Below are 23,447 nucleotides of genomic sequence, written 5' to 3'. Positions count from 1 at the left end.
GAAAGGCCGCCCACGCGGGCGGCCTTTCCGGGATGGATCGTCACGCGCCGACGGCGATCGCGAAGACGTGCAGGGCACCGCCGCTGACGTTCGACGGCAGCGTCACGCTCGCCACCGTCTTGCCCGCGTCGAGGGTGATCGGGTTGGTGCCGAACACCATCGTGCGGATCTGCTGCGGGTCGCCGCCCGAAGCGTTGCGGTACGGGGTGGACAGCACGATCCGGTTGCCGAACGACGGCTGCGCGCCGCCGCCGCCGAGGGTCCAGTCGGAGAACCCGATGGTGGCGGTGGACTTGCTGCCGTCGGTGTAGGTGACGGTCAGCGTGCCCGACGCGTTGCCGTTCGACGCCGAGCCGAGCAGCGCCAGGCGTCCGGAACCGCTCACGTTCACCGTCTGGCCCGAAGCGATCACGTTGTCCGGGTCCCCGGCCGGGAACGACGGCCAGGTGAACTTGAGCCCGTCACTGGTGACCGTCGCGCCCGGGGCGGCCCCGGCCGCGGCCAGCGCGTCGGCCGAGTAGCTCCAGCCGCCGCCGTCGAAGTTCGCCGCGGCGGGCTTCGCGTCCGGCGAGATGCCGGCGTTGTTCACCGTGGCCAGCCAGCTGTTCGGCTGGGCCACGAGCACGGTCAGCACGGCCTGCGAAGAGGCCACGCCGGGCGCGGAGAACGTCACCGGGATGCGCCGGGCGCCGTCGGCCAGCCCGGCCGGGACGCTGACCGTGAGCTCGGCCTGGGCCTTGCCCGCAGCGGGCACCGCGATGCTGCCGGCCGCCGGGGCCAGCGTGATCCCGTCGACGCTGCCCGCGGAGTACGTCCAGCTCCGGGCGGTGCCGGAGAGGTCCTGGACCCCCACCGAGACCTTGGACGTCGACCCCGCCGGCGTCACCGCGCGCGCCGGGTTGACGAACGACAGGCTCGGCTTCTCCTGGTCGCGGAAGGACGGCGGGGCGTCGGCCGGTGCGCTGCCCCACGCGGTCGGCGTCGCCGACAGCGTGTAGTCCAGGTTCCCGCCGGTCGAGACGAGTGCCTCCGGCATCCACGCCTTCGCCGCGTCGCCGCCGTTGACCTTCAGGCCCGCGATGTAGTCACCGGTGCCCGACGTCGTGACGGTGATCTTCTTGCCCGCGCCGGTGGTCAGCACCGCCTTCGGGAACAGCGGCGTGTTGAGCACGAACTCGGCGCGGCCCGGGATCTCCGGGTAGATGCCGAGCGCGGCCCAGACGTACCAGGACGACATCTGGCCGAGGTCGTCGTTGCCGATCAGGCCTTCCGGACGCGGGTTGTACAGCTCGTTCATCGAACGCCGGACGATCGACTGCGTCTTGGCCGGCGCGCCCGCGTAGGAGTACACCCACGGGGCGTTCGAGTTCGGCTCGTTGCCCATGAACGCGTACGGCAGCTGCGTGCCCGCGTTGAGCTGCGTGAAGAAGGTGTCCAGCCGCGACTGGACGGCGGTGTTGCCGCCGAACGCCGTCACGAGGCCGCCGAGGTCGTAGGGCACCATCCAGTCGTACTGGGCGCCGTTGCCCTCGACCCAGCCCTGCGAGCTGGCCGGGTCGTAGGTGCCGGCGAAGGAGCCGTCGGCGTTGCGCGGCTGGAGGTGGCCGGTGCCCGGGTTGTAGAGGTTCTGCCAGTTCTGGGCCCGCTTCATGAACGTCGTGTACGTCGCGGAGTCGCCGATCCGCTTGGCGAACTGGGCGATGGCGAAGTCCGCGCTGGTGTACTCCAGCGTGTCGGCGCCGGCGCCCGGGACGTACCCGAGGTTCTGGTAGTCCTCGAGACCCGGCCGCTCGGTGTAGCCCTGAGTCGGCTGGGTGGCGCCCTTGATCATGAGCAGCAACGCCTTCTGGGCGTCGAAGTCCCGCGCGCCGAACGCATACGCGCTGGACACGATGATGTGGTACGGGTCGCCGTTCATGACGCCCGTGTAGTCGTTGGCGACCGTCCAGCGGTCCCACGAGCCGCCCTGCTCGGCGTAGGCCATCATCGACCGGACGATGTCCGAGGTCTCCTTCGGCGCGATCGTCGCGAGCAGCGGGGTCTCCGAGCGGTAGATGTCCCAGCCGGAGAAGTTCGTGTACATGGCATGGCCGGATCGAGCACCGTCGGCGGTGTGGATCCGGCCGTCGAAGCCCGGGTACTGGCCGTTGACGTCGGAGAACACGTTCGGCTGGATCAGCGAGTGGTACAGCGAGGTGTAGAACGTGGTCTGGTCGGCGTCCGAGCCGCCGGAGACGGCGATCTTGCCGAGCTGGGCGTTCCACGCCTTGCGCGCGCCCGCCGCCACGGTGTCGAACGACTTCCCGGTGTTCTCCGCCTTGAGGTTGGCCTTCGCACCGTCGACGGACACAAAGGACAGTCCGACCTGGACGTTCACCTGCGCGCCGTTGAGGTTGGCGAAGGTGACGTACCCGCCGCTGCCCGGGCCGCTGACGGTGGTGTTCTGCGGCGCGGCCTTGGCCGGGCGCGCGATCGAGGCGTTCACGCCGTTGGGCTGCGCGACCTTCGCCTTGGCCCCGCCCGTTTCGGCCGCCTTGTTCGGCGTGACGGCGCCGTTCTTCCACGTGCCGATGGACGCGAACGGCGTGTCGAACTTGGCCGAGAAGTAGACGCGGTAGCTGTTGCGCGCACCGCAGAAGCGGCCGCTCGTGGCCCAGCCGCTGATGCTGTCCTTGCCGATGGTGATGGACGCGTCGTCGGTGCCGTTGACCGAGCCGGAGGTGTTGACCAGCAGGGTCGAGGACGCCCCGGCCGGGTAGGTCAGCCGCGCCGAGCCGGTGCGCTGGGTCGCGCTGAGCTCGACCTTCGCGCCGCTGTCGAGGGTGACGTCGTAGGCGCCCGCGGTCGCGTGCTCGTTCGCGTGCGAGAACTTCGACGTGTAGTGGGCCGGGTCGGTCGCCGGGGAGGTCGTCACTTCACCGACGTACGGGATGAACGGGATGTCCTGGTAGGTCGAACAGCCCGCGCCGGACAGGTGCGTCAGGCTGAACCCGGTCAGGGCGTTGTCGTCGTAGAAGTAGCCGCCGGGCTGGGACTTCACCGTGTCCGGGCTCCACTGGACCATGCCGAACGGCGCGACCGCGCCCGGGAACGTGTTGCCCGCACCGCCCCCGGTGCCGTGGTCGGCCCCGCCGGGCCGGGTGCCCACGAAGGGGTTGACCCACTTCGCGTAATCCGTACTCGTAGCCGCCGCGGCGGGCACAGCGGGAGCCACCGCTGCGGTCACCGCCAGGGTCAGGAAAGTTAAACCGGCTCTGAAGCGCGCTCGCGCCATTGCCATCGCCTCTCCACCTCATCAGCGCGACGCGGAAACGGTGCCATGACAACCTTGTCGCGCAGTCGGTCGAACCGGGCCACCTTGGGCAGCGGCTCACCAGACAGTCAAGGGACACGTCAAGACCTGTCCACTTCCGGACAGGGTGATCAGCCGTCTGTCCTACGCCGTCGGTAGCCGAATCGGCACAATCAGCGCGTCAGGCGTTGACAAGCACCGGGGGCGTGGCGTTCAATCCCCGTCACTATGACAACGTTGTCTCCTCTCGGCCGGGATCGGGACGGCAGCACGCGCACCGCGAGCAGGCGAGCCACGATGAGCGACGTGGCCCGGCTGGCGGGCGTGAGCATCAAGACCGTCTCGCGCGTGGTCAACGACGAACCGGCGGTGCACCCCGACACCGCCGAGCGGGTCATGGCGGCCATCGAGCAGCTGGGGTTCCGGCGCAACCTGGGCGCCCGGAACCTGCGCCGCGGGTCCACGACCGGCACCATCGGGCTGATCGTCGAGGACGTCGGCAACCCCTTCTACTCCGAGCTGAACCGCGCGGTCGAGCGCATCGCGACGTCGTTCGGGCGCCAGGTGCTCACCGGCTCGTCCGAGGAGAACTCCGACCGCGAGCGCGAGCTCGTCCTGGAGTTCTGCGCGCGGCGGGTCGACGGCATCCTCGTGGTCCCGGCCGGTCTCCAGCACGGCTACCTGGTGCCGGAGATGCGGGCGGGCACGCCGGTGGTGTTCATCGACCGGCCGGCCGGCGACATCGTGGCCGACACCGTGCTGGTGGACAACCTCGGCGGCACCATCGAAGCCGTCACCCACCTGGCGCAGCACGGCCACCGGCGGATCGCGTTCCTCGGCGACAGCCCGGACATCTTCACCGCGGCCGAGCGCCTGCGCGGGTTCCGCGAGGGCTGCGTGCGCAACGGGATCTCCTACGACGAGTCGCTGGTTTCGATGGGGACACCGACACCGGACGCCGTCGGCAACGCCGTCAAGCGGCTGCTCGACGGCCCGGAGGCGGCCACGGCGGTGATCGCGGGCAACAACCGGATCGCCGTGCACCTGCTGCGCGCCCTCGCGCACGCCGAGCGCCGCCCGGCGATGGTCGGGTTCGACGACTTCGAGCTGGCGGACCTGCTGAACCCGCCGGTCACCGTGGTCGCGCACGACGTCAGCGCACTGGGCCACGCCGCGGCCGAGCTGCTCTTCGCCCGCGTCCAAGGAGATCAGTCCCCGCCGAGAAAGGTAGTCCTGCCCGTGCATCTCGTCGCCCGTGGTTCCGGTGAGGTCGCCCCGTGACCCTCGAACCGATCCGGCTCCCCGCCAACCAGCCGCCGCAGTTCTACCGCGGCGGCGACGCCATCGCGGCGCTGCGCGGCGCGTCGCCGGACAAGAAGTTCGGCCCGGAGGACTGGGTCGCCTCGGCGACCACGATGTTCGGCCAGGAGACCAACGGCCTCACCCGTCTCCCCGGCGGTGCCTGGCTGCGCGACGCCGTCGAGGCGAACGCGAACGGCTGGCTCGGCGCGAAGCACGTCGAGGCGCTCGGGACGTCGACCGGGCTGCTGGTCAAGCTCCTCGACGCGGGCCAGCGGCTGCCCGTGCACTTCCACCCGGACGACACGTTCGCGAAGCGCCACTTCGATTCCCACTTCGGCAAGACCGAGGCGTGGATCGTCGTCGGCACGTACGGCGACGACCCGCGCGTCTACCCGGGCTTCAAGGAGACGCTGTCGAAGGCGACGGTGTCCGAGTGGACGCGCGAGCAGGACGTGCCGTCCATGCTGGGCGCGCTGAACAGCATCCCGGTGTCCGCAGGCGACACGGTCTACATCCCGGCCGGGCTGCCGCACGCGATCGGCGAGGGCGTGTTCGTCGTCGAACTGCAGCAGCCGACGGACTTCTCGCTCACCATCGAGTGGCGCGACTTCCTCGCGTCACCGGAAAAGGGCCACCTCGGCCTCGGCTTCGACACCGCCATCGAGGCACTGGACACCTCGGGCTGGGACGCCGAACGGCTGGACACGATCATCAAGCGCACGGCGGGCGACAGCTCGTCCACCGTGGACCTCCTGGCCGGTGGCTCGGAACGGTTCTTCCGCGCCGAACAGCTGCGCACCGACGAGCTGACAACGTTGTCACTCGACCCGTCGTTCGCGGTCCTCGTCGTCCTCGACGGCGAAGGCACGTTGCGGACCGAGCACGGCGGCGAGCACGCGCTGGCGAAGGGCGACACCTACGTCGTCCCGTTCGACGCCGGCCAGACCGAGCTGTCCGGCACGGCGACGGTGATCCGCTGCCGGCCGCCGGCGCCGGAAGAGAGGCACGGATGAGCGAAATCCTGCTGGACGCGATCGACCTCACCAAGCACTACGGGTCCGTCGAAGCCCTGCGCGGCGCGTCGTTCCAGGCCCGCGCGGGCGAGGTGACGGCGCTGATCGGCGACAACGGCGCCGGCAAGTCGACGCTGGTCAAGTGCCTCTCCGGCGCCGAGCAGCCGACGTCGGGGAAGATCGTCCTGGACGGGAAGGACGTCCACTTCGACTCGCCGACCACCGCGCGGCGGCTGGGCATCGAGACCGTCTACCAGGACCTCGCGGTCGCACCCGAGCTCGATCCGGCGGCGAATCTCTTCCTGGGCCGCGAGATCCACCGCAAGGGCATCCTCGGCAAGCTCGGCATGCTCGACAAGGCGGAGATGCGGCGGCAGGCCGTCGAGGAGTTCCAGCGCCTCGGCGTGACGCTGCAGAGCACCGACGTCCCGATCGGTTCGCTGTCCGGCGGGCAGCGCCAGAGCGTCGCCGTGGCGCGCTCGGTCGTGTGGGCGTCGAAGGTCGTGTTCATGGACGAGCCGACGGCCGCGCTGGGGGTCGTGCAGCGCGAGCGCGTCCTCGACGTCATCAAGAAGGTGCGCGACAAGGGCATCGCCGTGGTGCTGATCAGCCACAACATGCCCGAGGTGCTGTCGGTGGCCGACCGCGTCGAGGTGCTGCGGCTCGGCAAGCGCGTCGCCCGGTTCACCGGCTCGGACACGAAGCTCGAAGACCTCGTCGCCGCGATGACCGGCGCGCTCGTCCAAGAGGAGGCCGCGTGACCGTGTCCAGTCCCCCGAAGGACATCCAGGAGTCACCCGAAGCGGGCTTCGGCAAGCGGCCGCTGGGCAAACGCCTGATCGAGGCCAACACGTTCTGGATCGGGCTGGTCCTGCTGGCGCTGGTCATCATGTTCAGCGTGATCGCGCCGGACAGCTTCCCGACGCTGTTCACCTTCCAGACGCTGTTCATCGAGTCCTCGGTGCTGCTGATCCTGTCGGTCGGCATGACGTTCGTGATCATCACCTCGGGCATCGACCTCTCGGTCGGTTCGGTGCTGATCCTCGCGGGCATGGTCGCGGGCAAGGTGATGGAGGCGCTGTCCGGCGGCGACGCGTCGAAAGCGGGCTGGGGCGTGATCCTCGTCGGGCTGGTCGTCGCCGTGGTCACCGGCACGATCTGGGGCGTGATCAACGGCGTCCTGGTCGCGGTGGCCAAGATCCCGGCGCTGATCGTCACGCTCGGCACGATGGGGGCCGCGCTGGCCACCGCGTACCTGCTGAACGGCGGCTCGGACCTGCGCACCGTGCCGGCGGAACTCACCAAGACCCTGGGCTACGGCACGTCCTTCGGCGTCGTGCCCAACCTCGTGATCGTGGCCGTCGTGATCACCGTGATCGGCGCGTGGCTGCTGCGGACGACGAAGTTCGGCCGGTACACGTTCGCGGTCGGCTCCAACGCCGAGGGCGCGCGGCGCGCGGGCATCGGCGTCACCGCGCACCTGCTGAAGGTGTACACGCTGACCGGCTTCCTCGCCGGGATCGCCGGGTTCCTTTCGCTGGCCTACTACAACTCGACCACCATCTCCGGGCACACCACCGACAACCTCAACGCCATCGCCGCGGTCGTGATGGGCGGGACGAGCCTCTTCGGCGGCGTCGGCACGATCCTCGGCACGGTGATCGGGGTCTTCATCCCCGCGGTGCTGCGCAAGGGCTTCAACATCATCCACGTCCAGGACTTCTGGCAGATGTTCATCGTCAGCTGGGTCCTGGTCGCCGCGGTCTGGTTCGACCAGCGCCGCCGCCGTCGCCGCAACTCCCGCTGAGTTCCCCCAGGTACAGTCCCCCCAAGTACAACGAGGTGCTTATGAAACTGACCAAGACTCTCACCGCCATGGGTGCCGTGGTCTCCGCCGCCGCCCTGCTCACCGCGTGCGGCTCCGGCACGGTCGGGCAGAGCGGGTCCGGCAACTCGGCCCAGCCGGTCGGCGGCAAGAAGCTCGCGCTGATCCCGGGCGTGCAGGCCGAGCCGTTCTACATCTCGCTGCAGTGCGGCGCCGAAGCGGAAGCGAAGAAGCTCGGCTACGAGCTGACCACGCAGGCACCGCAGAAGTTCGACGCTCCCCTGCAGACCCAGCTGGTCAACGCCCTCGGCGCGAACCCGCCGGCGGCGCTGCTGATCGCCCCGACCGACGACACCGCGATGCTGGCCCCGATCCAGCAGGTCAAGGCGCGCGGCACGAAGATCGTCGAGGTCGACACCGCGCTGAAGGACACCGGCGTCGCCGTGTCGTCCGTTTCCTCCGACAACGCCGCGGGCGGCAAGCTCGCCGCGCAGACGATGGCGAAGCTCGCGGCCGGCAAGAGCGGCTCGGTCCTGGTGCTCGACACGATCGCGGGCACGTCCACGACCGCCGCGCGCGCCAAGGGCTTCGAGGACGAGCTCAAGAACACGCCGAACCTGAAGTCGATCGGCGTCCAGTTCACCCAGAACGAGCCGGAGCAGGCCGCGGCCAAGGTGACGGCGGCGCTCTCGTCGACCCCGGACCTCATCGGCGTCTTCGCGACCAACCTGAACACCGGCGAGGGCGCGGCGACCGGCCTGCGCAACGCGGGCAAGGTCGGCGCGGTCAACCTGATCGGTTTCGACGCGAGCCCGTCCGAGGTCGAGGGCCTCAAGAACGGCCAGTACCAGGCCCTGATCGCCCAGGACCCGGCCTCGATCGGTACCCAGGGCGTCCAGCAGGCGGTCGCGGCCATCGAGGGCAAGCCGGCGACGCGGAACCTCACCGCGCAGCTGCACTCGATCACCAAGGACGACATGGACGGCAACTCGCAGTACTTCTACAAGCAGAGCTGCTGAACCGTCCGTCAGAGCCCTGCGAGTGGCGTGTGCCGCTCGCAGGGCCTTGACCAGCGGTGTTCACCGCCAGTGAACACTCCCTACCGGTCACCGCGGTGGGAGAACCGCTCACCGCACCGCCCGTTTCCCCGCAGCAGTGTTCCGCGTCACACTCATCTGCACATGCATCTGCACTACCAGATGCATGATCGCAGGGAGGGTGCGATGAAGTACGAACGGCCGGCTTTGCACCGGACGATCTTCGCCGTGGACGTCGAGGACTACGGCGACCAGCGCAGGACCACGCCACACCGGCTGGCGTTGCGCGACGGGCTGTACCGCGCGCTCTGCCGGGCGTTCGACGACGCCGGCGTCCCGTGGGCAGCCTGCCGGCGCGAAGACTGCGGCGACGGCGTCTTCGTCCTCGTCCCGCCGGAGATCCCGAAGGGGCTCTTCGTCGAGTTCCTGCCCGCCGCGCTCGCCGTCGCGCTGCACCGGCACAACCGCACGCACGACCCCGGCGCCCGGATCCGGCTCCGGATGGCGCTGCACGCGGGCGAGGTCGCCTACGACGACCACGGCGTCACCGCACCGGCGATCAACCAGACGTTCCGGCTGCTGGCGGCGCAGCCGCTGAAGGAGGCGCTCAAGACCTCGCGCGGCGTGCTGGCGCTGATCACGTCGGCGTGGTTCTTCGACGAGGTCGTCCGGCACAGCGACGGTCTCGACCCGACGACGTTCCGGCCCGTGCCGGTCGCGGTCAAGGAAACGCGCACGACCGGGTGGATCTCGCTGCCGGACCGGCCGTACCCGGCGAACTCCAGCCTGCTGGGCAACGTGACGTCGATCGACCACTACCGGACCTGGCGCCGCTTCCGCCGCCACGCCCAGGTCCTGGCCGACCGCGACGGGCCCCCGTAGCCGTAGGATCTACTGCCCTGGACACCGCCGCCGAGGGGAGGCTCGACCGTGCACCTGCGCCCGGCGTCCCGCGCCGACCCGCTGCCGGTGCTCGCCGCCGCCCGCCGCGTCACCGACGACCTGCGCGACGGCCTGACCGGGATGCCCGCCCGCCGCGCCGCGCACCGCCTGCGCCGGCTCTTCGGCTTCCCGGGGCTCGGCCTCGCCGACCTGTCCGGTTCCCTGATGTGGTCGGGACGGCCGGGGCCGGACGCGGTCGTCGCGACGGTGCTCGACGGCGTGCTCCACAGCGAAGAACCCGGCTCGGCGCCCGACGTCCTGGTGCTGCCGCTGCACGTCCGCGACGAACTGGCCGGCGCGCTGCTGGTCGTCGGGGACGTCCGGGACGCGGTCGCGGCCCAGGCCGCCGACCTCGTCGTGCAGGCCCTGGAACGCGGGCGGCTCGAAGCCTCGGCGGAACAAGCGGCGCAGGCCGAACTGCGGGCGCTGCGGGCGGAGATGTCGCCGCACTTCGTCTACAACGCCCTGACCGTGATCGCGTCGCTGGTGCGTTCGGACCCCGACCGCGCCCGCGACCTCATGCTCGACTTCGCCGACTACACGCGCTACAGCCTGGCTCGCCACGGCGAGTACACCGTCGTCGCCGAGGAGTTCCGCGCGATCGAGACGTACCTGGCGCTGCAGAAGGCGGTGCTCGGCGAACGGCTGCGCGTCCAGGTTCGGGTCGCGCCGGAGATCCTCGCCGTCGCCGTGCCGTACCTCGTGCTGGAGCCGCTGGTGGAGAACGCGATCCGGCACGGCATCGAGCCGCGGTCGGGCACCGGGCAGGTCCAGGTGCACGGCCAGGCGGAAGGGAACGACTGCGTGATCTTCGTCGAAGACGACGGGGTCGGCATGGACCCGAAGCGGGCCGCGGACCTCCTCGCCGGCCGCATCGGCGAGGACGACCCGGCCGGTCTCGGACTGGCCAATGTGGACAGACGGCTGCGGGACGTCTACGGCGCCTGGTACGGCCTCACCGTCGAAACCGAGGTCGGCGCGGGCACCCGGGTGATCGTGCGGGTGCCGCGGTTCCAGCCGGGGGTGCTGCCGTGAGCGGGCTCCGGGTGCTGGCCGTCGACGACCTGCCGCCCGCGCTGGACGAGTTGTGCCGCATGCTGGGCGAAGCGCCCGAAGTCGGCGAAGTCGTCGGCGCGGCAGACGCGCTGAAGGCGTTGCGGCTGCTGCAGGCGGATCGCTTCGACGCGGTGTTCCTCGACATCTCGATGCCGGGCCTCGACGGCTTGGAGCTGGCGTCGCTGCTGGCGAAGCTGAGCGAGCCACCGGTGATCGTGTTCGTCACCGCGCACGACGGGCACGCGGTCGCGGCGTACGGCATCGGCGCGGTCGACTACCTGCTCAAGCCGGTCCGCACCGAGCGGCTGTCCGCGGCGCTGGCGAAGGTGCTGCGCATGGCGACTCCGGCGTCCCGGCCGACCCCGGACGCGATGGCGGCGCTCCCGGTCGAGTCGGGCGGGCGGACGCGCTACGTCCGCCGTGACGACGTCCTGTTCGTCGAGGCCCACGGCGACTACGTCCGCCTGCACACCCGCGGCGGGGTCCACCTGGTGCGGATGCCGATCTCGCGGCTGGAGGAGTACTGGGAGGGGACCGGGTTCAGCCGGGTCCACCGGGGTTTCCTGGTGGCCGTGGGAGCGGTGCTGGAGCTGCGCAGCGATTCGGCGGGTGGGTTGCTGGCCCACACGGAAGCGGGCGACGTCCCGGTCAGCCGCCGCCACGCGCGAGACCTGCGCGACCGGCTGCTCGAAGCGGCGCAACGCGGCCAGCTCGGCTCGGATTCGCGATGAACGACCACCTCCGGCCGGGGTCGCGATGAGCAAGATCCGCCGGGTCGCCGTCACCAGCCCGCAGACCCGCCTCGCCCACGCGCGCCGCCGGTCGCGCGGCCGCTGGCGCCAGCCCCGCCTCCCCGCGGGCGACACCCAGCGCGCCACCGCCCTCTACACCGCCCAGCGCCGTCGCGGCATCCCCGCGCTGGTCCTCATGTTCGCGCTGCTGCTCGGCCTCCCCGGCGTCTTCACGGTCTTCCCGGCCCTGGACACCGTGCGGCTGCTGGGAATTCCGCTGTCCTGGCTGCTGCTCGCGGTCTTCCCCTATCCGGCGATGGCGCTGCTGGCCCGCTGGCAGCTGCGCCGCGCCGAGCGCCTCGAGGACGAGTAGTGGGCGTCGCGCTCGCCGTCGCGCCGGTCGTGCTCGTGACGCTGCTGATCGGCGTCCGCGGGGTCGCCGCCATGCGCACGACGTCGGACTTCCTCGTCGCGTCCCGCCGGATCTCGCCGCTGGTGAACTCGGCCGCCGTTTCGGGCGAGTACCTGAGCGCGGCCTCCTTCCTCGGCATCGCCGGGCTCGTCGTCAAGGACGGCATCGGCGCACTCTGGTACCCGGTGGGCTTCACCGCCGGCTACATCGCGATGCTCGTGCTCGTCGCCGCCCCGATGCGGCGCTCGGGCGCGCTGACCGTCCCCGACTTCGCCGAAGCCCGGCTCAACTCCCCCGCGCTGCGCCGCCTGGCCGCCGTGGTCGTCCTGGTGATCGGCACGATCTACGTCGTCCCGCAGTTCCGCACCGCCGGCCTGGTGCTCGCCGCGGTCGGCGGCACCCCGTACTGGGTCGGCGTGGTGCTGGCCGGCGCCGCGGTCAGCGTCACCCTGGCACTGGGCGGGATGCGGGCGGCGACGTACGTGCAGGCGTTCCAGTTCGTCCTGAAGCTGCTGCTGTTCCTCATCCCGGCGATCTGGCTGGTGCTGCAGGCCGGCGCGGTCAACCGGACCGACGCGCTCAACCCCGTCGAGTTCACCCACTTCGCCCGCGAGACGCCGGTGCGGTTCGAAGTCGACGTCACCATGGAGATCCGCGAACCGACCCCGGTCCGCCGCAACGGAGTCGTCGAAACCCTGCCACCGGGCGAGTTCACCGCGCACAGCCAGGACGAGGTCGTGTTCGGCACGGGCGCGGCCGTGCCGGCGGTCCGCGGCGGCGCCGCACTGGGCGGTCCCGACTGGCGGCGCCCGCTGCTCGACCTCGGCGACCAGGGCTACCCGCTGCTCGGCACCTGGGCCGTGCTCATCGCGACCATGCTGGGCACGATGGGCCTCCCCCACGTCTTGATGCGCTTCCACACCAGCCCGGACGGCCGCGCCGCGCGCCGCACCGCCGCGATCACCGTCGCGCTGCTCGGCGTCTTCTACCTCTTCCCCGGCGTTTACGGCGTGCTCGGCCGGGTGCTCGTCCCGGGGCTGTACCTCTCGGGCGCGACCGACACCGTGGTCGTCGCCCTGCCGTACCAAGTGGACAGTGGCTGGACGGGCGGGCTGTTCACGGCGCTGCTGACCGCGGGCGCGTTCGCCGCGTTCCTGGCGACGTCGCTCGGCCTGCTGCTGGTGATGTCCGGCGCGCTCGCGCACGACCTCGTCCCCGGCGGGCTGCGGCGGCTGCGGATCGCGGTGTTCGGCGTCGCCGGGGTGATGGTGCTGCTGGCGCTGCGCTCGGCCGAGCTCGACGCCGGCGTCCTGGTCACCTGGGGCTTCACCGTGGCCGCGTCGACGTTCTGCCCGCTGCTGGTGCTCGGCATCTGGTGGCCGCGGCTGACCGCGACCGGCGGGATCGCCGGCGTGCTGACCGGGCTGGTGGCCTCGTCCGGCTCGATTCTGTTCGCCCTCGCCGGGCCGCCGCTGCACGGCTGGGTGGCGATCCTGGTCCAGCAACCGGCACCCTGGTCGGTACCGTTGGCGTTCGGCGCAATGGCGCTGGTCTCCCTGCGGGGCAGACCCCCCGGCTGGTCGACCGCGGCCATGCTGCGCCTCCACCTGGACGAACCCCGTTTGACGGGGCCGCGCGACCGTTCGTCAACCGTTCGTCGTCTGGCGCGGCTGTTGAACCGCTGAATCTTCACACGAGACTCACACGTCCCTACGGTGTCGCACGTCACTTTCCGCAACGTCGCAGGGAGCAGCGATGAGCACGACGGACACCGGCGGCGGGCCCCCGGACACGTCAGAGACCATCTGGGAACGCGCCCACGAGAGCACCGAGTTCCGCGAGCTGCGCAGCCGCCTGCGCCGGTTCGTCTTCCCGATGACGGCGGTGTTCCTCCTCTGGTACCTGCTCTACGTGCTCCTCGCGGACTACGCGCACGGCTTCATGAGCACGAAGGTGTTCGGCAACATCAACGTCGGCCTGATCTTCGGCCTGCTGCAGTTCGTCTCGACGTTCGTGATCACCGGCCTCTACGTCCGGTACGCGAACCGGAAGCTGGACCCGGTCGCCGAGAAGATCCGTGAGGACATCGAAGGCGACTCTGCGAAGGAGCAGGCATGACGAACATCGCCGCGGGCGTGGAAGGCAGCAACCCGCTCCTCAACATCCTCATCTTCGCCGCCTTCGTGCTCATCACCCTGGTGATCGTGTTCCGGGCCAGCCGCAACACGAAGACGGCCTCGGACTACTACGCCGCCGGCCGCGCGTTCACCGGCCCGCAGAACGGCATCGCCATTTCGGGTGACTACCTGTCGGCGGCGTCGTTCCTCGGCATCGCCGGCGCGATCGCCATCAACGGCTACGACGGCTTCCTCTACTCCATCGGCTTCCTGGTGGCGTGGCTCGTCGCGCTGCTGCTGGTCGCGGAACTGCTGCGCAACACCGGCAAGTTCACGATGGGCGACGTCCTGGCGTTCCGGATGAAGCAGCGCCCGGTGCGGGCCGCGGCCGCGACGTCGACGCTGATCGTGTCGTTCTTCTACCTGCTCGCGCAGATGGCGGGCGCGGGTGGTCTCGTCGCGCTGCTGCTCGGCGTCGAAGGCAAGGGCGCGCAGGCACTGGTGATCGCCGTCGTCGGCGTGATCATGATCGCCTACGTGCTGATCGGCGGCATGAAGGGCACCACCTGGGTGCAGATCATCAAGGCCGCGCTGCTCATCGTCGGCGCGCTCGTGATCACGCTCTGGGTGCTCGGCAAGTACGGCTTCAACTTCTCCCAGCTGCTGCAGGCCGCGGTCGACAAGGCGGGCAAGGCCGGGCAGACGTTGCTCGGCCCGGGCAAGCAGTACGGCGCCACCGGAACGTCCAAGCTCGACTTCCTCTCCCTCGGCATCGCGCTGGTGCTGGGCACGGCGGGCCTGCCGCACGTCCTGATGCGCTTCTACACCGTGCCGACCGCCCGCGACGCCCGTCGCTCGGTGGTCTGGGCGATCGTGCTGATCGGCGTGTTCTACCTGTTCACGCTGGTGCTGGGCTACGGCGCCGGTGCGCTGGTCGGGCCGGACACGATCAAGAAGGCACCGGGCGGGGTCAACTCCGCGGCTCCGCTGCTCGCGCTCGAACTGGGCGGGCCGGTGCTGCTGGGCCTGATCTCCGCGGTCGCCTTCGCGACGATCCTCGCGGTGGTCGCCGGCCTGACGATCACGGCCTCGGCGTCCTTCGCCCACGACGTCTACGCGAACGTCGTCAAGCGGGGCAAGACGTCGCCGGACTCGGAGGTCAAGGTCGCCCGGATCACCGCGGTGGTGATCGGCGCCCTCGCCATCGGCGGCGGCATCCTGGCCAACGGGCAGAACGTGGCGTTCCTGGTCGCGCTGGCCTTCGCGGTCGCGGCGTCGGCGAACCTGCCGACGATCCTCTACTCGCTGTTCTGGAAGCGGTTCAACACCCAGGGCGCGCTGTGGTCGATCTACGGCGGCCTGGCCATCACGATCGTGCTGATCGTCTTCTCGCCGGCGGTGTCCGGCAAGAGCACGTCGATGATCAAGAGCGTGGACTTCGCCTGGTTCCCGCTGAGCAACCCGGGCCTCGTTTCGATCCCGGCCGCGTTCATCCTGGGCTGGCTGGGCACGGTCCTGTCCAAGGAGCACAACGAGAAGAAGTACGCCGAAATGGAGGTCCGCTCCCTGACCGGCGCGGGCGCCGAGAAGGCCGTGGTCCACTAACTCCACCGACCCCGAAGGCCGTCGCGAGGGTGTTCCCGATCCCCTCGCGGCGGCCTTCGGCCATGTTCAGTACGGCAGCTTGCCCTGAGCGACCCCGGTGACGGCCGCCTCGAACTGCTTCCGCACGTACTGCCACAGCCCGCCGCCCAAGGAAATCCTCGCCACCCCCAGATCCGCGAGGCCTTCAAGGCCGGGGCTGCCCGGCCAGGCGGCCGTGTTGACCGCACCGCCGGTCCCCCGCACGAACTCCGCGATCAGCTCCGGCGTGCGCAGGTGGATCGGGTAGACGCAGTCGGCGCCCGCTTCGAGGTAGGCCTTCGCCCGGGCGACGCCGGCATCGAGCGCTTCTTCCGGGTCCACGCCGCGGAAGGAGTCGATCCGGGCGTTGATCACCAGGCCGTCGCCGGCCGCCGCGCGCAGGGCGGCGATCCGGGCCGCCTGCGCCTCGACCGGCCGGACGTCGCCGGTGGCGTGGTCGGTGTCCTCGAAGTTGCAGCCGACCGCACCGGCGCCGAGGAGCCGGCCCGCCAGTTCGACGCCCGACAGGCCGTAGCCCGACTCGGCGTCGACGGTGACCGGGACCCCGACCGCCTTCGCGATCCGCGCGGCGGCGGCGAACATCTCGTCCGCGGGTGCCTGTTCGCCGTCGGGGAAGCCGAGCGCGGCCGCCACGGCGACCGAGCTGGTCGCGATGGCGGGGAACCCGGCGGCCTCGACGAGCTTCGCCGTGTCGGCGTCCCAGACGTTCGCCAGCACCAGGGGCTTGCCCGGGACGTGCAGCGCCCTGAGCGCGGCGGCGGTCACGCGTCCCGCTTCGGCAGCGGCGTGTGGCTGGTGATGGTCATCCGGTTCCAGCTGTTGATGGCGATGATCTCCCACGCGACGGCCTGGTACTGCTCTTCGGTGAACACCTTCACCGCCTGCTCGTAGACGTCGTCGGACACGGTCTGGGTCGCAGACAGCTTGGTCATCGCCTCGGTGAGGGCGAGGGCGGCCTGCTCCTGCTCGGTGAACAGGTCGGTCTCGCGCCAGCCGTCGAGCACGAACAGCCGCCGCGGCGACTCGCCCAGCTCGAGCGCGTCGCGGGAGTGCATGTCGAGGCAGTAGGCACAGCCGTTGATCTGCGACGCGCGGGTCTTCACCAGTTCCAGCAGCTTGGGGTCGAGCCCCGCGTTGGCGCCGGCCTTGTTCACCTCGGCCTGCAGGTTCGCCATCGCCTGGTAGAGCCCGGGGGCGCCCCCGAGCCCGATTCGCTTGGTCATGCCGTCCACGCTAGTGCGAACTGGTCCACGGGTATGGTCCAGTCACATGACGGAATCGTGGTCCAGTTCCGGGCTCGACGTCCACCTCGGCTGGCAGCCGTCGACGGGCCGCAGCGGGCTCGCGGCGGCGATCCGCGCGGCCATCCGGGACGGCCGGTGGCAGGCCGGCGCGGCGGTGCCCTCGACCCGCTCGCTGGCCCACGACCTCGGTGTCGCCCGCGGAACGGTCACGCGCGTGTACGCCGATCTCGCCGCGGAGGGGTACCTGCGCACGGCCCAAGGCGCGCCGACCCGGGTGGCGACGGCGGGCTCGCTGCCCCAGTCGGCGCCGCGGCAGGCACCGCGCGACCCGGCGCCGCGCTGGGACCTGCGGCCGGGCCGCCCGGACTTGACGGCCTTCCCGCGGCAGGCGTGGCTCACCGCCACCCGCCGCGCCCTGCTGCGGACCCCGGCGTCGGCCTTCGGCTACGAGTCGGAGCTGGGCGCGCCCGAGCTGCGGGACACCCTCGCCGGCTACCTCGCCCGGGCCCGCGGGGTGGTCGCCGACCCGGCGCGGATCGTGGTGTGCCACGGGTTTTCGCACGCCATCGCGGTGGTGGCCCGGGCCCTTTCCGGCCTGGGCGTCGGCGAAATGGCGTTCGAAAACCCGTCGCTGGAGATGTACCGGTCGATCGCGGCGGCGCAGGGCCCGCGGATCGTCGGCGTGGACGTCGACGGGCACGGCATCGACGTGTCCGCTTTGGACAGTCCGGCGGTGGTCGTGACCCCGGCGCACCAGTACCCCACCGGCGTCACGCTGGCCCCGCCGCGCCGGGCGGCGCTGGCCCGCTGGGCGAGCGAATCGGGGGCGTTCGTGCTCGAGGACGACTACGACGGCGAGTTCCGCTTCGACCGCCAGCAGGTCGGGGCGTTGCAGGCGCTCGCGCCGGAGCGGGTGGTGTACGCGGGAACGGCCAGCAAGACGCTCGCCCCGGCCCTCCGGCTCGCGTGGCTCGTGCTGCCGCGCTCGCTGGTGGAGCCGGTCCGCGCGGCGATGGCCGACAGCGGTTCGCGGCCGGCGTTGCTGAACCAGCTGGCACTGGCCGAGCTGATCGATTCGGGTGCCTACGACCGGCACGTCCGCCGCAGCCGCGCGGAGTACCGTTCCCGCCGCACCCGGCTGCTGGCGGCGCTGCCGGATTCCGTGCGCCCGCACGGCATCGCGGCGGGCCTGCACCTGCTGCTGATGCTCCCCCCGGACGGCCCATCGGAGGCCACGGCCCTGGCGGCCTGCCGCCGCCGCGCGATCGGCATCGAGGGCCTCACCGGCCACTGGATGACCCCCGACGGCCCCGGCGGCCTGATCGTCGGCTACGCAGCCACCCCCAAGCACGCCTTCGCCGGCGCAACCCAAAACCTGGTAGACGCCCTAGCAGAAATCACCCCCTAACCCCACCCCCAATCACGTCGATCCCGACTTCCATCACAAGAACCGACCCGCCAGGCACGCGAACCGACCGCGCGAGTACGCGAGTCGACCCTCCAGACACGCGAGTCGACCTCCCAATCACGCGAGTCGACCCTCCAATCACGGGTGATGCCCCTCCAATCACACGCGATGCCCCTCCAATCACGCATGAAGCCCGCCCGATCACGCGAAATACCCCGCCAAGCACACACGATTCCCGCGGGCCGCCCCATCGGAGCGGCCCGCGACCACCGTCAGAACCAGCAGTCGGGCCGAACCCGAAGCAGTTCCGTCCGCAGCACCGGCGTGCCGTCGACCGGCGCCGGGTCCTCCGCGGTCGGCTGGATCCCGCCGGCCGCGACCTTGTCGAGAGTCCGCAGCCCTTCCGCACCGACCGTGCCGAACACCGTGTAGTTCGGCCGCAGCGCGGAATCGCCGTACACGACGAAGAACTGCGAGCCGTTCGTGTCCGGCCCCGCGTTGGCCATGGCGAGCAGGCCGCGCGCGTACACCCGGCGCGCCCCGGTCGGGTCGGTCGGCGCCGGCGGCAGGTCCACCGGCAGCTCGTCCTTGTACTTGTAGCCCGGGCCGCCTTCGCCGGTCGCGGTCGGGTCGCCGCACTGCAGCACCTTCAACGTCGGGTACGCGGTGAGCCGGTGGCACACCGTGTGGTCGTAGAACCGGTGCCGGGCCAGGTGCAGGAAGCTCTGCACGGTGCACGGCGCCTTCGTGCGGTCCAGCCGCAGCGGCAGCGCGCCCTGGCTGGTCGGGACGGCGACGTCGACCTTGCCGTGGCTCGGCGTGTGCCGCGGGTCGGGCGGCAGCGGCACCGGCCGCGCGGGCGGTTCGTCCGGGGTTTCGGTGTACTGGCAGGGCCCGTGGGTCGTCTTCGGCGGTGGCGCGTCGGCCGCCGCGGCGACGCCGTTCCCGGCCACGAACAACGCGCCTGCCGCCAGCGCGGTGACGAGTGTTTTCTTCATCCTGCACGCCCTCCCAGTGATCGCCCGGTTCCGGAGCGCCCCGCAGTCTAGGGCCCGGCACCGACAGCCAGAACCCGCGAAAGTCGCCCCTGTCAGCCCATCGGGTGAACCTCGGCACCGGTACCCCGGAAATTGTCGGACCCCCGGCGCACGATGGTCAGCACGCGGCAAAGCGCCGCACTCGATGGGACGGGCGTCATGAGATATCCGCGAAGAACCGTTGCCGTGGCGGGGTTTCTGCTCGCCCGGCTCACTTCGGCGGCCCGGCGGGCACTAACCCCGCAGGTCCGCGATCAGCTCGTCGGCGGCGGCGAACGGATCGAGTTCCCGCGCCACGACCCGCTCGGCGACCCCGGCGAGCCGTCCCCCGCCGCGCAGGTCCACGAGCTCGGCCCGCAACCGCCGGAGGGCGATGGCCTCGACCTCGTCGCGCGCCCGGGCCACCCGGCGCCGGGCCAGCTCGTCGTGCTCGACCAGCCAGTCGTGGTGCGCGGCCAGCGCTTGCACGACCTCGTCGACGCCCTCGCCCTTCGCCGCGACGGTCCGCACGATCGGCTGGCGCCAGCTCGGACCCCGGATCTCCCGGCGGGCCAGCGAAATCATCTGCTTGAGGTCGTGCACCGTGGCGTCGGCGCCTTCGCGGTCCGCCTTGTTGACGACGAAGACGTCGGCGATCTCCAGCACGCCGGCCTTCGCGGCCTGGATGCCGTCGCCCATCCCGGGTGCGAGCAGCACCACCGTGGTGTCGGCCAGTTTCACGACGTCCACTTCGGACTGTCCGACGCCGACGGTCTCGATCAGCACGACGTCGAAGCCGGCCGCGTCCAGCACGCGCACCGCCTGCGGGGTCGCCCACGAGAGCCCGCCGAGGTGCCCGCGGGTGGCCATCGAGCGGATGAACACGCCGGGGTCGGTGGCGTGCTCGGTCATCCGGATCCGGTCGCCGAGCAGCGCCCCGCCCGAAAACGGCGAAGACGGGTCGACGGCCAGGACCCCGACCCGCTTGCCCTCCGCGCGCAACGCGGTGAGCAGCGCCGATGTGGAAGTCGACTTGCCGACGCCGGGTGGTCCGGTGAGCCCGACGACCCGGGCCCGCCCGGTGTGCGGGGTCAGCGCCCGCGCGATGTCCGCGACGCGGGGGTGGGCGTCCTCGACGAGCGAAAGCAACCGCGCGACGGCACGGGGTTGTCCGTCCCGCGCGCGGCCGACGAGGTCGTCGAGGTCGAGGGGGCCGGCCACCTACGCGGACGGCACCCGCAGCAGCAGGGCGTCGCCCTGGCCGCCGCCACCGCACAGCGCGGCCGCGCCGAGGCCGCCGCCGCGGCGGCGCAGCTCGTGGATCAGGTGCACGGCGAGCCGGGCACCGGAGGCGCCGATCGGGTGGCCGAGGGCGATCGCGCCGCCGTTGACGTTGACCTTCTCCGGGTCGAGGCCGAGCTTCTCGGTGGAGACGAGCCCGACCGCGGCGAAGGCTTCGTTGATCTCGACGAGGTCGAGCGCGTCGGCGGTGAGGTTCGCCTTCGCCAGCGCGGCGAGGATGGCGTTCGACGGCTGCTCGTGCAGGCTCGCGTCGGGCCCGGCGACGACACCGTGCGCGCCGATCTCGGCGAGCGGCGTGATGCCGAGCTCCTCGGCCTTCGCCTTGCTGGCCACGATGACCGCGGCGGCGCCGTCGGAGATCTGCGAGGCCGAGCCCGCGGTGATGGTGCCGTCGGAGGCGAAGGCGGGGCGCAGCTTGGCGAGGCCTTCGGCGGTGGTGTCGGCGCGGACGCCCTCGTCGGTGTCGAAGACGACCGGGTCGCCCTTGCGCTGCGGGATGGCGACCGGCGCGATCTCGTCGGCGAAGTAGCCGTTCTTGATCGCTTCGGCGGCGCGCTGGTGGGAGCGGGCGGAGAACTCGTCCTGCTGCTCGCGGGTGAGGCCGTAGCGGGAGTTGTACTTCTCCGTCGAGGCGCCCATGGCGACCTGGTCGAAGGCGCAGAAGAGGCCGTCGTGGGCCATGTGGTCGACGAGGGTGGTGTCGCCGTACTTGAAGCCGGAGCGCGACTTGGGCAGCAGGTGCGGCGCCTGGGTCATCGACTCCTGGCCGCCGGCGACGACGAGGTCGAACTCGCCGGCGCGGATGAGCTGGTCGGCGAGCGCGATGGCGTCGAGGCCGGAGAGGCAGACCTTGTTGATCGTCAGCGCGGGCACGCTCATCGGGATGCCCGCGGCGACCGCGGCCTGGCGGGCCGGGATCTGGCCGGCGCCGGCGGTCAGCACCTGGCCCATGATCGTGTACTGCACCGCGTCCGGGGAGACCCCGGCGCGTTCGAGGGCCGCCTTGATCGCGACCCCGCCGAGCTGGGCGCCCGTGAAGTCCTTGAGGGAGCCCAGCAGGCGCCCGATCGGCGTACGGGCGGCACCCAGGATCACGGAACCGGACACAGCGTCCTCCAAGCATCGGCGCATGGGCAGTTTTGCCGACCATACCCGGGAGCAGGCCTTCTTGATGGAGCCAGTGTGAGGCGGGGCACGCGACGATTCCGCCTCGCCGCGGCGCGCGGGCCCCCTATCCTGCCTCCATGGATGACGCCCTGCGGCCGTTCGTGACGGCCATCGACCACGTCGGCATCGCGGTCCCGGACCTGGACGCGGCCATCGAGTTCCACCGCGCGCACTTCGGCCTGGAGGTCGCGCACGAGGAGGTCAACGAGGAGCAGGGGGTACGCGAGGCGATGCTGCGCGCCCCGGGCACGGCGGGCACGGAGACGCAGATCCAGCTGCTGGCCCCGCTGCGCGAAGATTCGGCGATCGGCAAGTTCCTGACGAAGAGCGGCCCGGGGCTGCAGCAGCTGGCCTACCGCGTGTCCGATGTGGACGCCGCGGCGGCGGCCCTGCGCGAACAGGGCCTGCGCATGCTGTACGAGGAGGCTAAGCGAGGCACATCCAACAGCCGGGTGAACTTCGTCCACCCGAAGGACGCGGGCGGAGTGCTCGTGGAGCTGGTGGAGCCGGCGAAGGACGCCACGGCGCACTGAGCCTGACGGACCCGTTCGGGCCGCAAGGATTCCGGCGGCGGTTCGGCGCGAAGCCGCACGCCCGCGACAAGAAACGAGCGGGCGGGCGGCACACCGGCGACAGCCCGGCGGGCGTACGGGAACAGCCGGCCGGGCGGCACACCGGCGACAGCCGGGCGGGCGTACGGGAACAGCCAAGCGGGCAGCACACCGGCGACAGCCGGGCGGGCGGCAAGACGGGCGCGGCCGGCACCCTGGCGAGGCCGCACTTCGGGTCGGCTACGCAGGCGCCGCTTTGGCGGCCAGGGCGTCGGCGATGAACGTCAACTCGCCGTCGAACTCTGCCGGCAGGTCGTCTTCCGAATGGCGGGCCGTCGCGTGGCGGTGGCTGACCGCGCGGGCCAGCAAGCCCGAGGCGCGATCCACGTCGGCCTGTGGCAAGCCGCCGCCCGTTGCCGCCACGATCACCGCTCGGACCTGGCGGACCAGGACCTGGAAACGCTCGTGCAGGGCGTCGCGGACCACGTGGTGCGTGTCGGCCTCGCGCCACAACAGGTGCGACAGCCCCAGTGACCTGCTGAACCGGTGGTCCAGCTCGCGGACCAGGCGCCGCAGGCTGCCCGCCAGGTCGCCCGGGACCACCACCACCGCCGGCTCGATGCGCTCGTCGGGCAGCCGCGCGACGAGCGCCGTGAGCAGGTCGGACTTGTGGCGGAAGTAGTAGTGCACCAGCCCCTTCGGCACGCCGGCCCGCTCCGCGATGCGCGAGGTCGGGGTGGCGTCGAAGCCGGACTCGGCGAAGAGCGCCTCGGCGGCGCAGAGGATGCGCTCCTTCGCCGAATCCTCGGTCATTCCCGTGCCTCCCGAATCGTCAGTGCTGGCCCGCCGTGCGGTGCGCGGCGTTCGCGACCGGCATCGCTGCCGCGCCGGCGATGACCGTCAGCACCCCGGCGATCCAGGACGTCCAGGACGCGCCGTTGAACTCCGTGTACCCCATCACCCACGGCGCGATGAAGAGCAGCACGCCGAGCGCGATCTGGATGCCTTCGCCGTAGACCATGCCCGGCATCGCCAGCGAAACCAGGCCGTCGAGTGCGATCAGCGCGCCCAGGACGACCATCGTCCACATCGCGGTCGTGTCCGTGCTCAGCCAAAGGGGTGAAAGAGCGGCGACCACCCCGATGACGACCTCGGCCCAGTCATGGGGCCGGGTCCACGCACGCGTAGAGACTTCACTCATTCGTGCTCACCTCCGTCGGTGAAACTGCTGGTCGGGTGGGTGTACCCGCCGTCCATGATCCGCCTGACTGGCCGGCCGGTCAAGGCCGGGCCGTCACGGTTCGGCGTGTAATCGTGCTGTCCGTCTCGTACAGTTGTGGTCGCGTGTTACCGGCGAGTAATTTCTGCCGCCAACGCCCCCCATCTCC

At 71.3% G+C, this 23,447-nt stretch carries 22 protein-coding genes; 14 read left to right on the top strand and 8 right to left on the bottom strand.

Annotated elements, in window-relative coordinates:
* Nucleotides 1-40 precede the first annotated feature (40 nt).
* Nucleotides 41-3,274 (bottom strand): GH92 family glycosyl hydrolase, encoded by a 3,234-nt coding sequence (locus ISP_RS08605; protein WP_080582917.1) that lies wholly within the window; start codon nt 3,272-3,274, stop codon nt 41-43.
* A gap of 315 nt (nt 3,275-3,589) precedes the next feature.
* Here ISP_RS08605 and ISP_RS08600 point away from each other — a divergent pair, with 315 nt between their 5' ends.
* From ISP_RS08600 to ISP_RS08545, 12 genes are all read left to right on the top strand, one after another.
* The gene (locus ISP_RS08600; protein WP_013223494.1) at nt 3,590-4,573 is read left to right on the top strand and encodes a LacI family DNA-binding transcriptional regulator; all 984 of its coding nucleotides are present in this window, start codon (nt 3,590-3,592) and stop codon (nt 4,571-4,573) included.
* Nucleotides 4,570-5,607 (top strand): class I mannose-6-phosphate isomerase, encoded by a 1,038-nt coding sequence (locus tag ISP_RS08595; protein WP_013223493.1) that lies wholly within the window; start codon nt 4,570-4,572, stop codon nt 5,605-5,607. Before ISP_RS08600 ends, ISP_RS08595 begins: the two co-directional genes overlap by 4 nt.
* Nucleotides 5,604-6,368 carry an ATP-binding cassette domain-containing protein gene (locus ISP_RS08590; protein ID WP_013223492.1) on the top strand — a complete coding sequence of 255 codons (765 nt, stop codon included), beginning with the start codon at nt 5,604-5,606 and terminating at the stop codon, nt 6,366-6,368. The genes ISP_RS08595 and ISP_RS08590 overlap by 4 nt, the downstream gene beginning before the upstream one ends.
* The gene (locus ISP_RS08585; protein WP_013223491.1) at nt 6,365-7,414 is read left to right on the top strand and encodes an ABC transporter permease; all 1,050 of its coding nucleotides are present in this window, start codon (nt 6,365-6,367) and stop codon (nt 7,412-7,414) included. Before ISP_RS08590 ends, ISP_RS08585 begins: the two co-directional genes overlap by 4 nt.
* A 41-nt stretch (nt 7,415-7,455) precedes the next feature.
* Nucleotides 7,456-8,451 carry an ABC transporter substrate-binding protein gene (locus ISP_RS08580; protein ID WP_013223490.1) on the top strand — a complete coding sequence of 332 codons (996 nt, stop codon included), beginning with the start codon at nt 7,456-7,458 and terminating at the stop codon, nt 8,449-8,451.
* A gap of 204 nt (nt 8,452-8,655) precedes the next feature.
* Nucleotides 8,656-9,351 (top strand): hypothetical protein, encoded by a 696-nt coding sequence (locus tag ISP_RS08575; protein WP_013223489.1) that lies wholly within the window; start codon nt 8,656-8,658, stop codon nt 9,349-9,351.
* Nucleotides 9,352-9,399: 48 nt separating this feature from the next.
* Nucleotides 9,400-10,446, top strand: coding sequence for a sensor histidine kinase (locus tag ISP_RS08570; protein ID WP_013223488.1), 1,047 nt, complete (start codon nt 9,400-9,402; stop codon nt 10,444-10,446).
* Nucleotides 10,443-11,198 (top strand): LytR/AlgR family response regulator transcription factor, encoded by a 756-nt coding sequence (locus tag ISP_RS08565; protein WP_013223487.1) that lies wholly within the window; start codon nt 10,443-10,445, stop codon nt 11,196-11,198. Before ISP_RS08570 ends, ISP_RS08565 begins: the two co-directional genes overlap by 4 nt.
* Nucleotides 11,199-11,223: 25 nt before the next feature.
* Nucleotides 11,224-11,571, top strand: a complete 348-nt coding sequence (locus tag ISP_RS08560) for a hypothetical protein (protein ID WP_013223486.1) — start codon at nt 11,224-11,226, stop codon at nt 11,569-11,571.
* The gene (locus ISP_RS08555) at nt 11,571-13,295 is read left to right on the top strand and encodes a sodium/solute symporter (RefSeq protein WP_013223485.1); all 1,725 of its coding nucleotides are present in this window, start codon (nt 11,571-11,573) and stop codon (nt 13,293-13,295) included. Before ISP_RS08560 ends, ISP_RS08555 begins: the two co-directional genes overlap by 1 nt.
* A 70-nt stretch (nt 13,296-13,365) precedes the next feature.
* The gene (locus ISP_RS08550) at nt 13,366-13,728 is read left to right on the top strand and encodes a DUF485 domain-containing protein (RefSeq protein ID WP_013223484.1); all 363 of its coding nucleotides are present in this window, start codon (nt 13,366-13,368) and stop codon (nt 13,726-13,728) included.
* Nucleotides 13,725-15,332 (top strand): solute symporter family protein, encoded by a 1,608-nt coding sequence (locus tag ISP_RS08545; protein ID WP_013223483.1) that lies wholly within the window; start codon nt 13,725-13,727, stop codon nt 15,330-15,332. Before ISP_RS08550 ends, ISP_RS08545 begins: the two co-directional genes overlap by 4 nt.
* A gap of 66 nt (nt 15,333-15,398) precedes the next feature.
* Here ISP_RS08545 and ISP_RS08540 read toward each other — a convergent pair whose 3' ends face one another.
* Nucleotides 15,399-16,136 carry an isocitrate lyase/PEP mutase family protein gene (locus tag ISP_RS08540; RefSeq protein WP_013223482.1) on the bottom strand — a complete coding sequence of 246 codons (738 nt, stop codon included), beginning with the start codon at nt 16,134-16,136 and terminating at the stop codon, nt 15,399-15,401.
* Nucleotides 16,133-16,594 (bottom strand): carboxymuconolactone decarboxylase family protein, encoded by a 462-nt coding sequence (locus ISP_RS08535; RefSeq protein ID WP_014466685.1) that lies wholly within the window; start codon nt 16,592-16,594, stop codon nt 16,133-16,135. Before ISP_RS08535 ends, ISP_RS08540 begins: the two co-directional genes overlap by 4 nt.
* A 46-nt stretch (nt 16,595-16,640) precedes the next feature.
* Between ISP_RS08535 and pdxR the strand changes: the two genes are divergently transcribed.
* Nucleotides 16,641-18,023, top strand: a complete 1,383-nt coding sequence (gene pdxR, locus ISP_RS08530) for a MocR-like pyridoxine biosynthesis transcription factor PdxR (protein ID WP_013223480.1) — start codon at nt 16,641-16,643, stop codon at nt 18,021-18,023.
* Between the two features lie 272 nt (nt 18,024-18,295).
* Here the strand turns inward: pdxR and ISP_RS08525 are convergent, their stop codons facing one another.
* From ISP_RS08525 to ISP_RS08515, 3 genes are all read right to left on the bottom strand, one after another.
* A complete protein-coding gene (locus tag ISP_RS08525; RefSeq protein WP_013223479.1) occupies nt 18,296-19,021 on the bottom strand; it encodes a peptidylprolyl isomerase in 726 nt (241 codons plus the stop codon).
* A 273-nt stretch (nt 19,022-19,294) separates the two neighbouring features.
* Nucleotides 19,295-20,260 carry a methylmalonyl Co-A mutase-associated GTPase MeaB gene (meaB, locus tag ISP_RS08520; RefSeq protein ID WP_013223478.1) on the bottom strand — a complete coding sequence of 322 codons (966 nt, stop codon included), beginning with the start codon at nt 20,258-20,260 and terminating at the stop codon, nt 19,295-19,297.
* Nucleotides 20,261-21,448 carry an acetyl-CoA C-acetyltransferase gene (locus ISP_RS08515; RefSeq protein WP_013223477.1) on the bottom strand — a complete coding sequence of 396 codons (1,188 nt, stop codon included), beginning with the start codon at nt 21,446-21,448 and terminating at the stop codon, nt 20,261-20,263.
* Between the two features lie 137 nt (nt 21,449-21,585).
* Between ISP_RS08515 and mce the strand changes: the two genes are divergently transcribed.
* A complete protein-coding gene (gene mce, locus ISP_RS08510) occupies nt 21,586-22,041 on the top strand; it encodes a methylmalonyl-CoA epimerase (protein WP_013223476.1) in 456 nt (151 codons plus the stop codon).
* Between the two features lie 258 nt (nt 22,042-22,299).
* On the opposite strand, the gene ISP_RS08505 is transcribed toward mce, so the two are convergent.
* Both ISP_RS08505 and ISP_RS08500 read right to left on the bottom strand, forming a co-directional pair.
* Nucleotides 22,300-22,872, bottom strand: a complete 573-nt coding sequence (locus tag ISP_RS08505) for a TetR/AcrR family transcriptional regulator (protein WP_013223475.1) — start codon at nt 22,870-22,872, stop codon at nt 22,300-22,302.
* A gap of 19 nt (nt 22,873-22,891) precedes the next feature.
* Nucleotides 22,892-23,260: an SPW repeat domain-containing protein gene (locus ISP_RS08500; RefSeq protein ID WP_071831581.1), complete on the bottom strand. Its 369-nt coding sequence runs from the start codon at nt 23,258-23,260 to the stop codon at nt 22,892-22,894.
* Nucleotides 23,261-23,447 lie beyond the last annotated feature (187 nt).

The sequence above is a fragment of the Amycolatopsis mediterranei genome (genome assembly GCF_026017845.1).
In the GTDB taxonomy this organism is placed as follows: Bacteria; Actinomycetota; Actinomycetes; order Mycobacteriales; family Pseudonocardiaceae; genus Amycolatopsis; species Amycolatopsis mediterranei.
The sequence above is the reverse complement of the archived record's forward strand: the minus strand, read 5'-3'. Positions and strand labels throughout refer to the sequence as shown.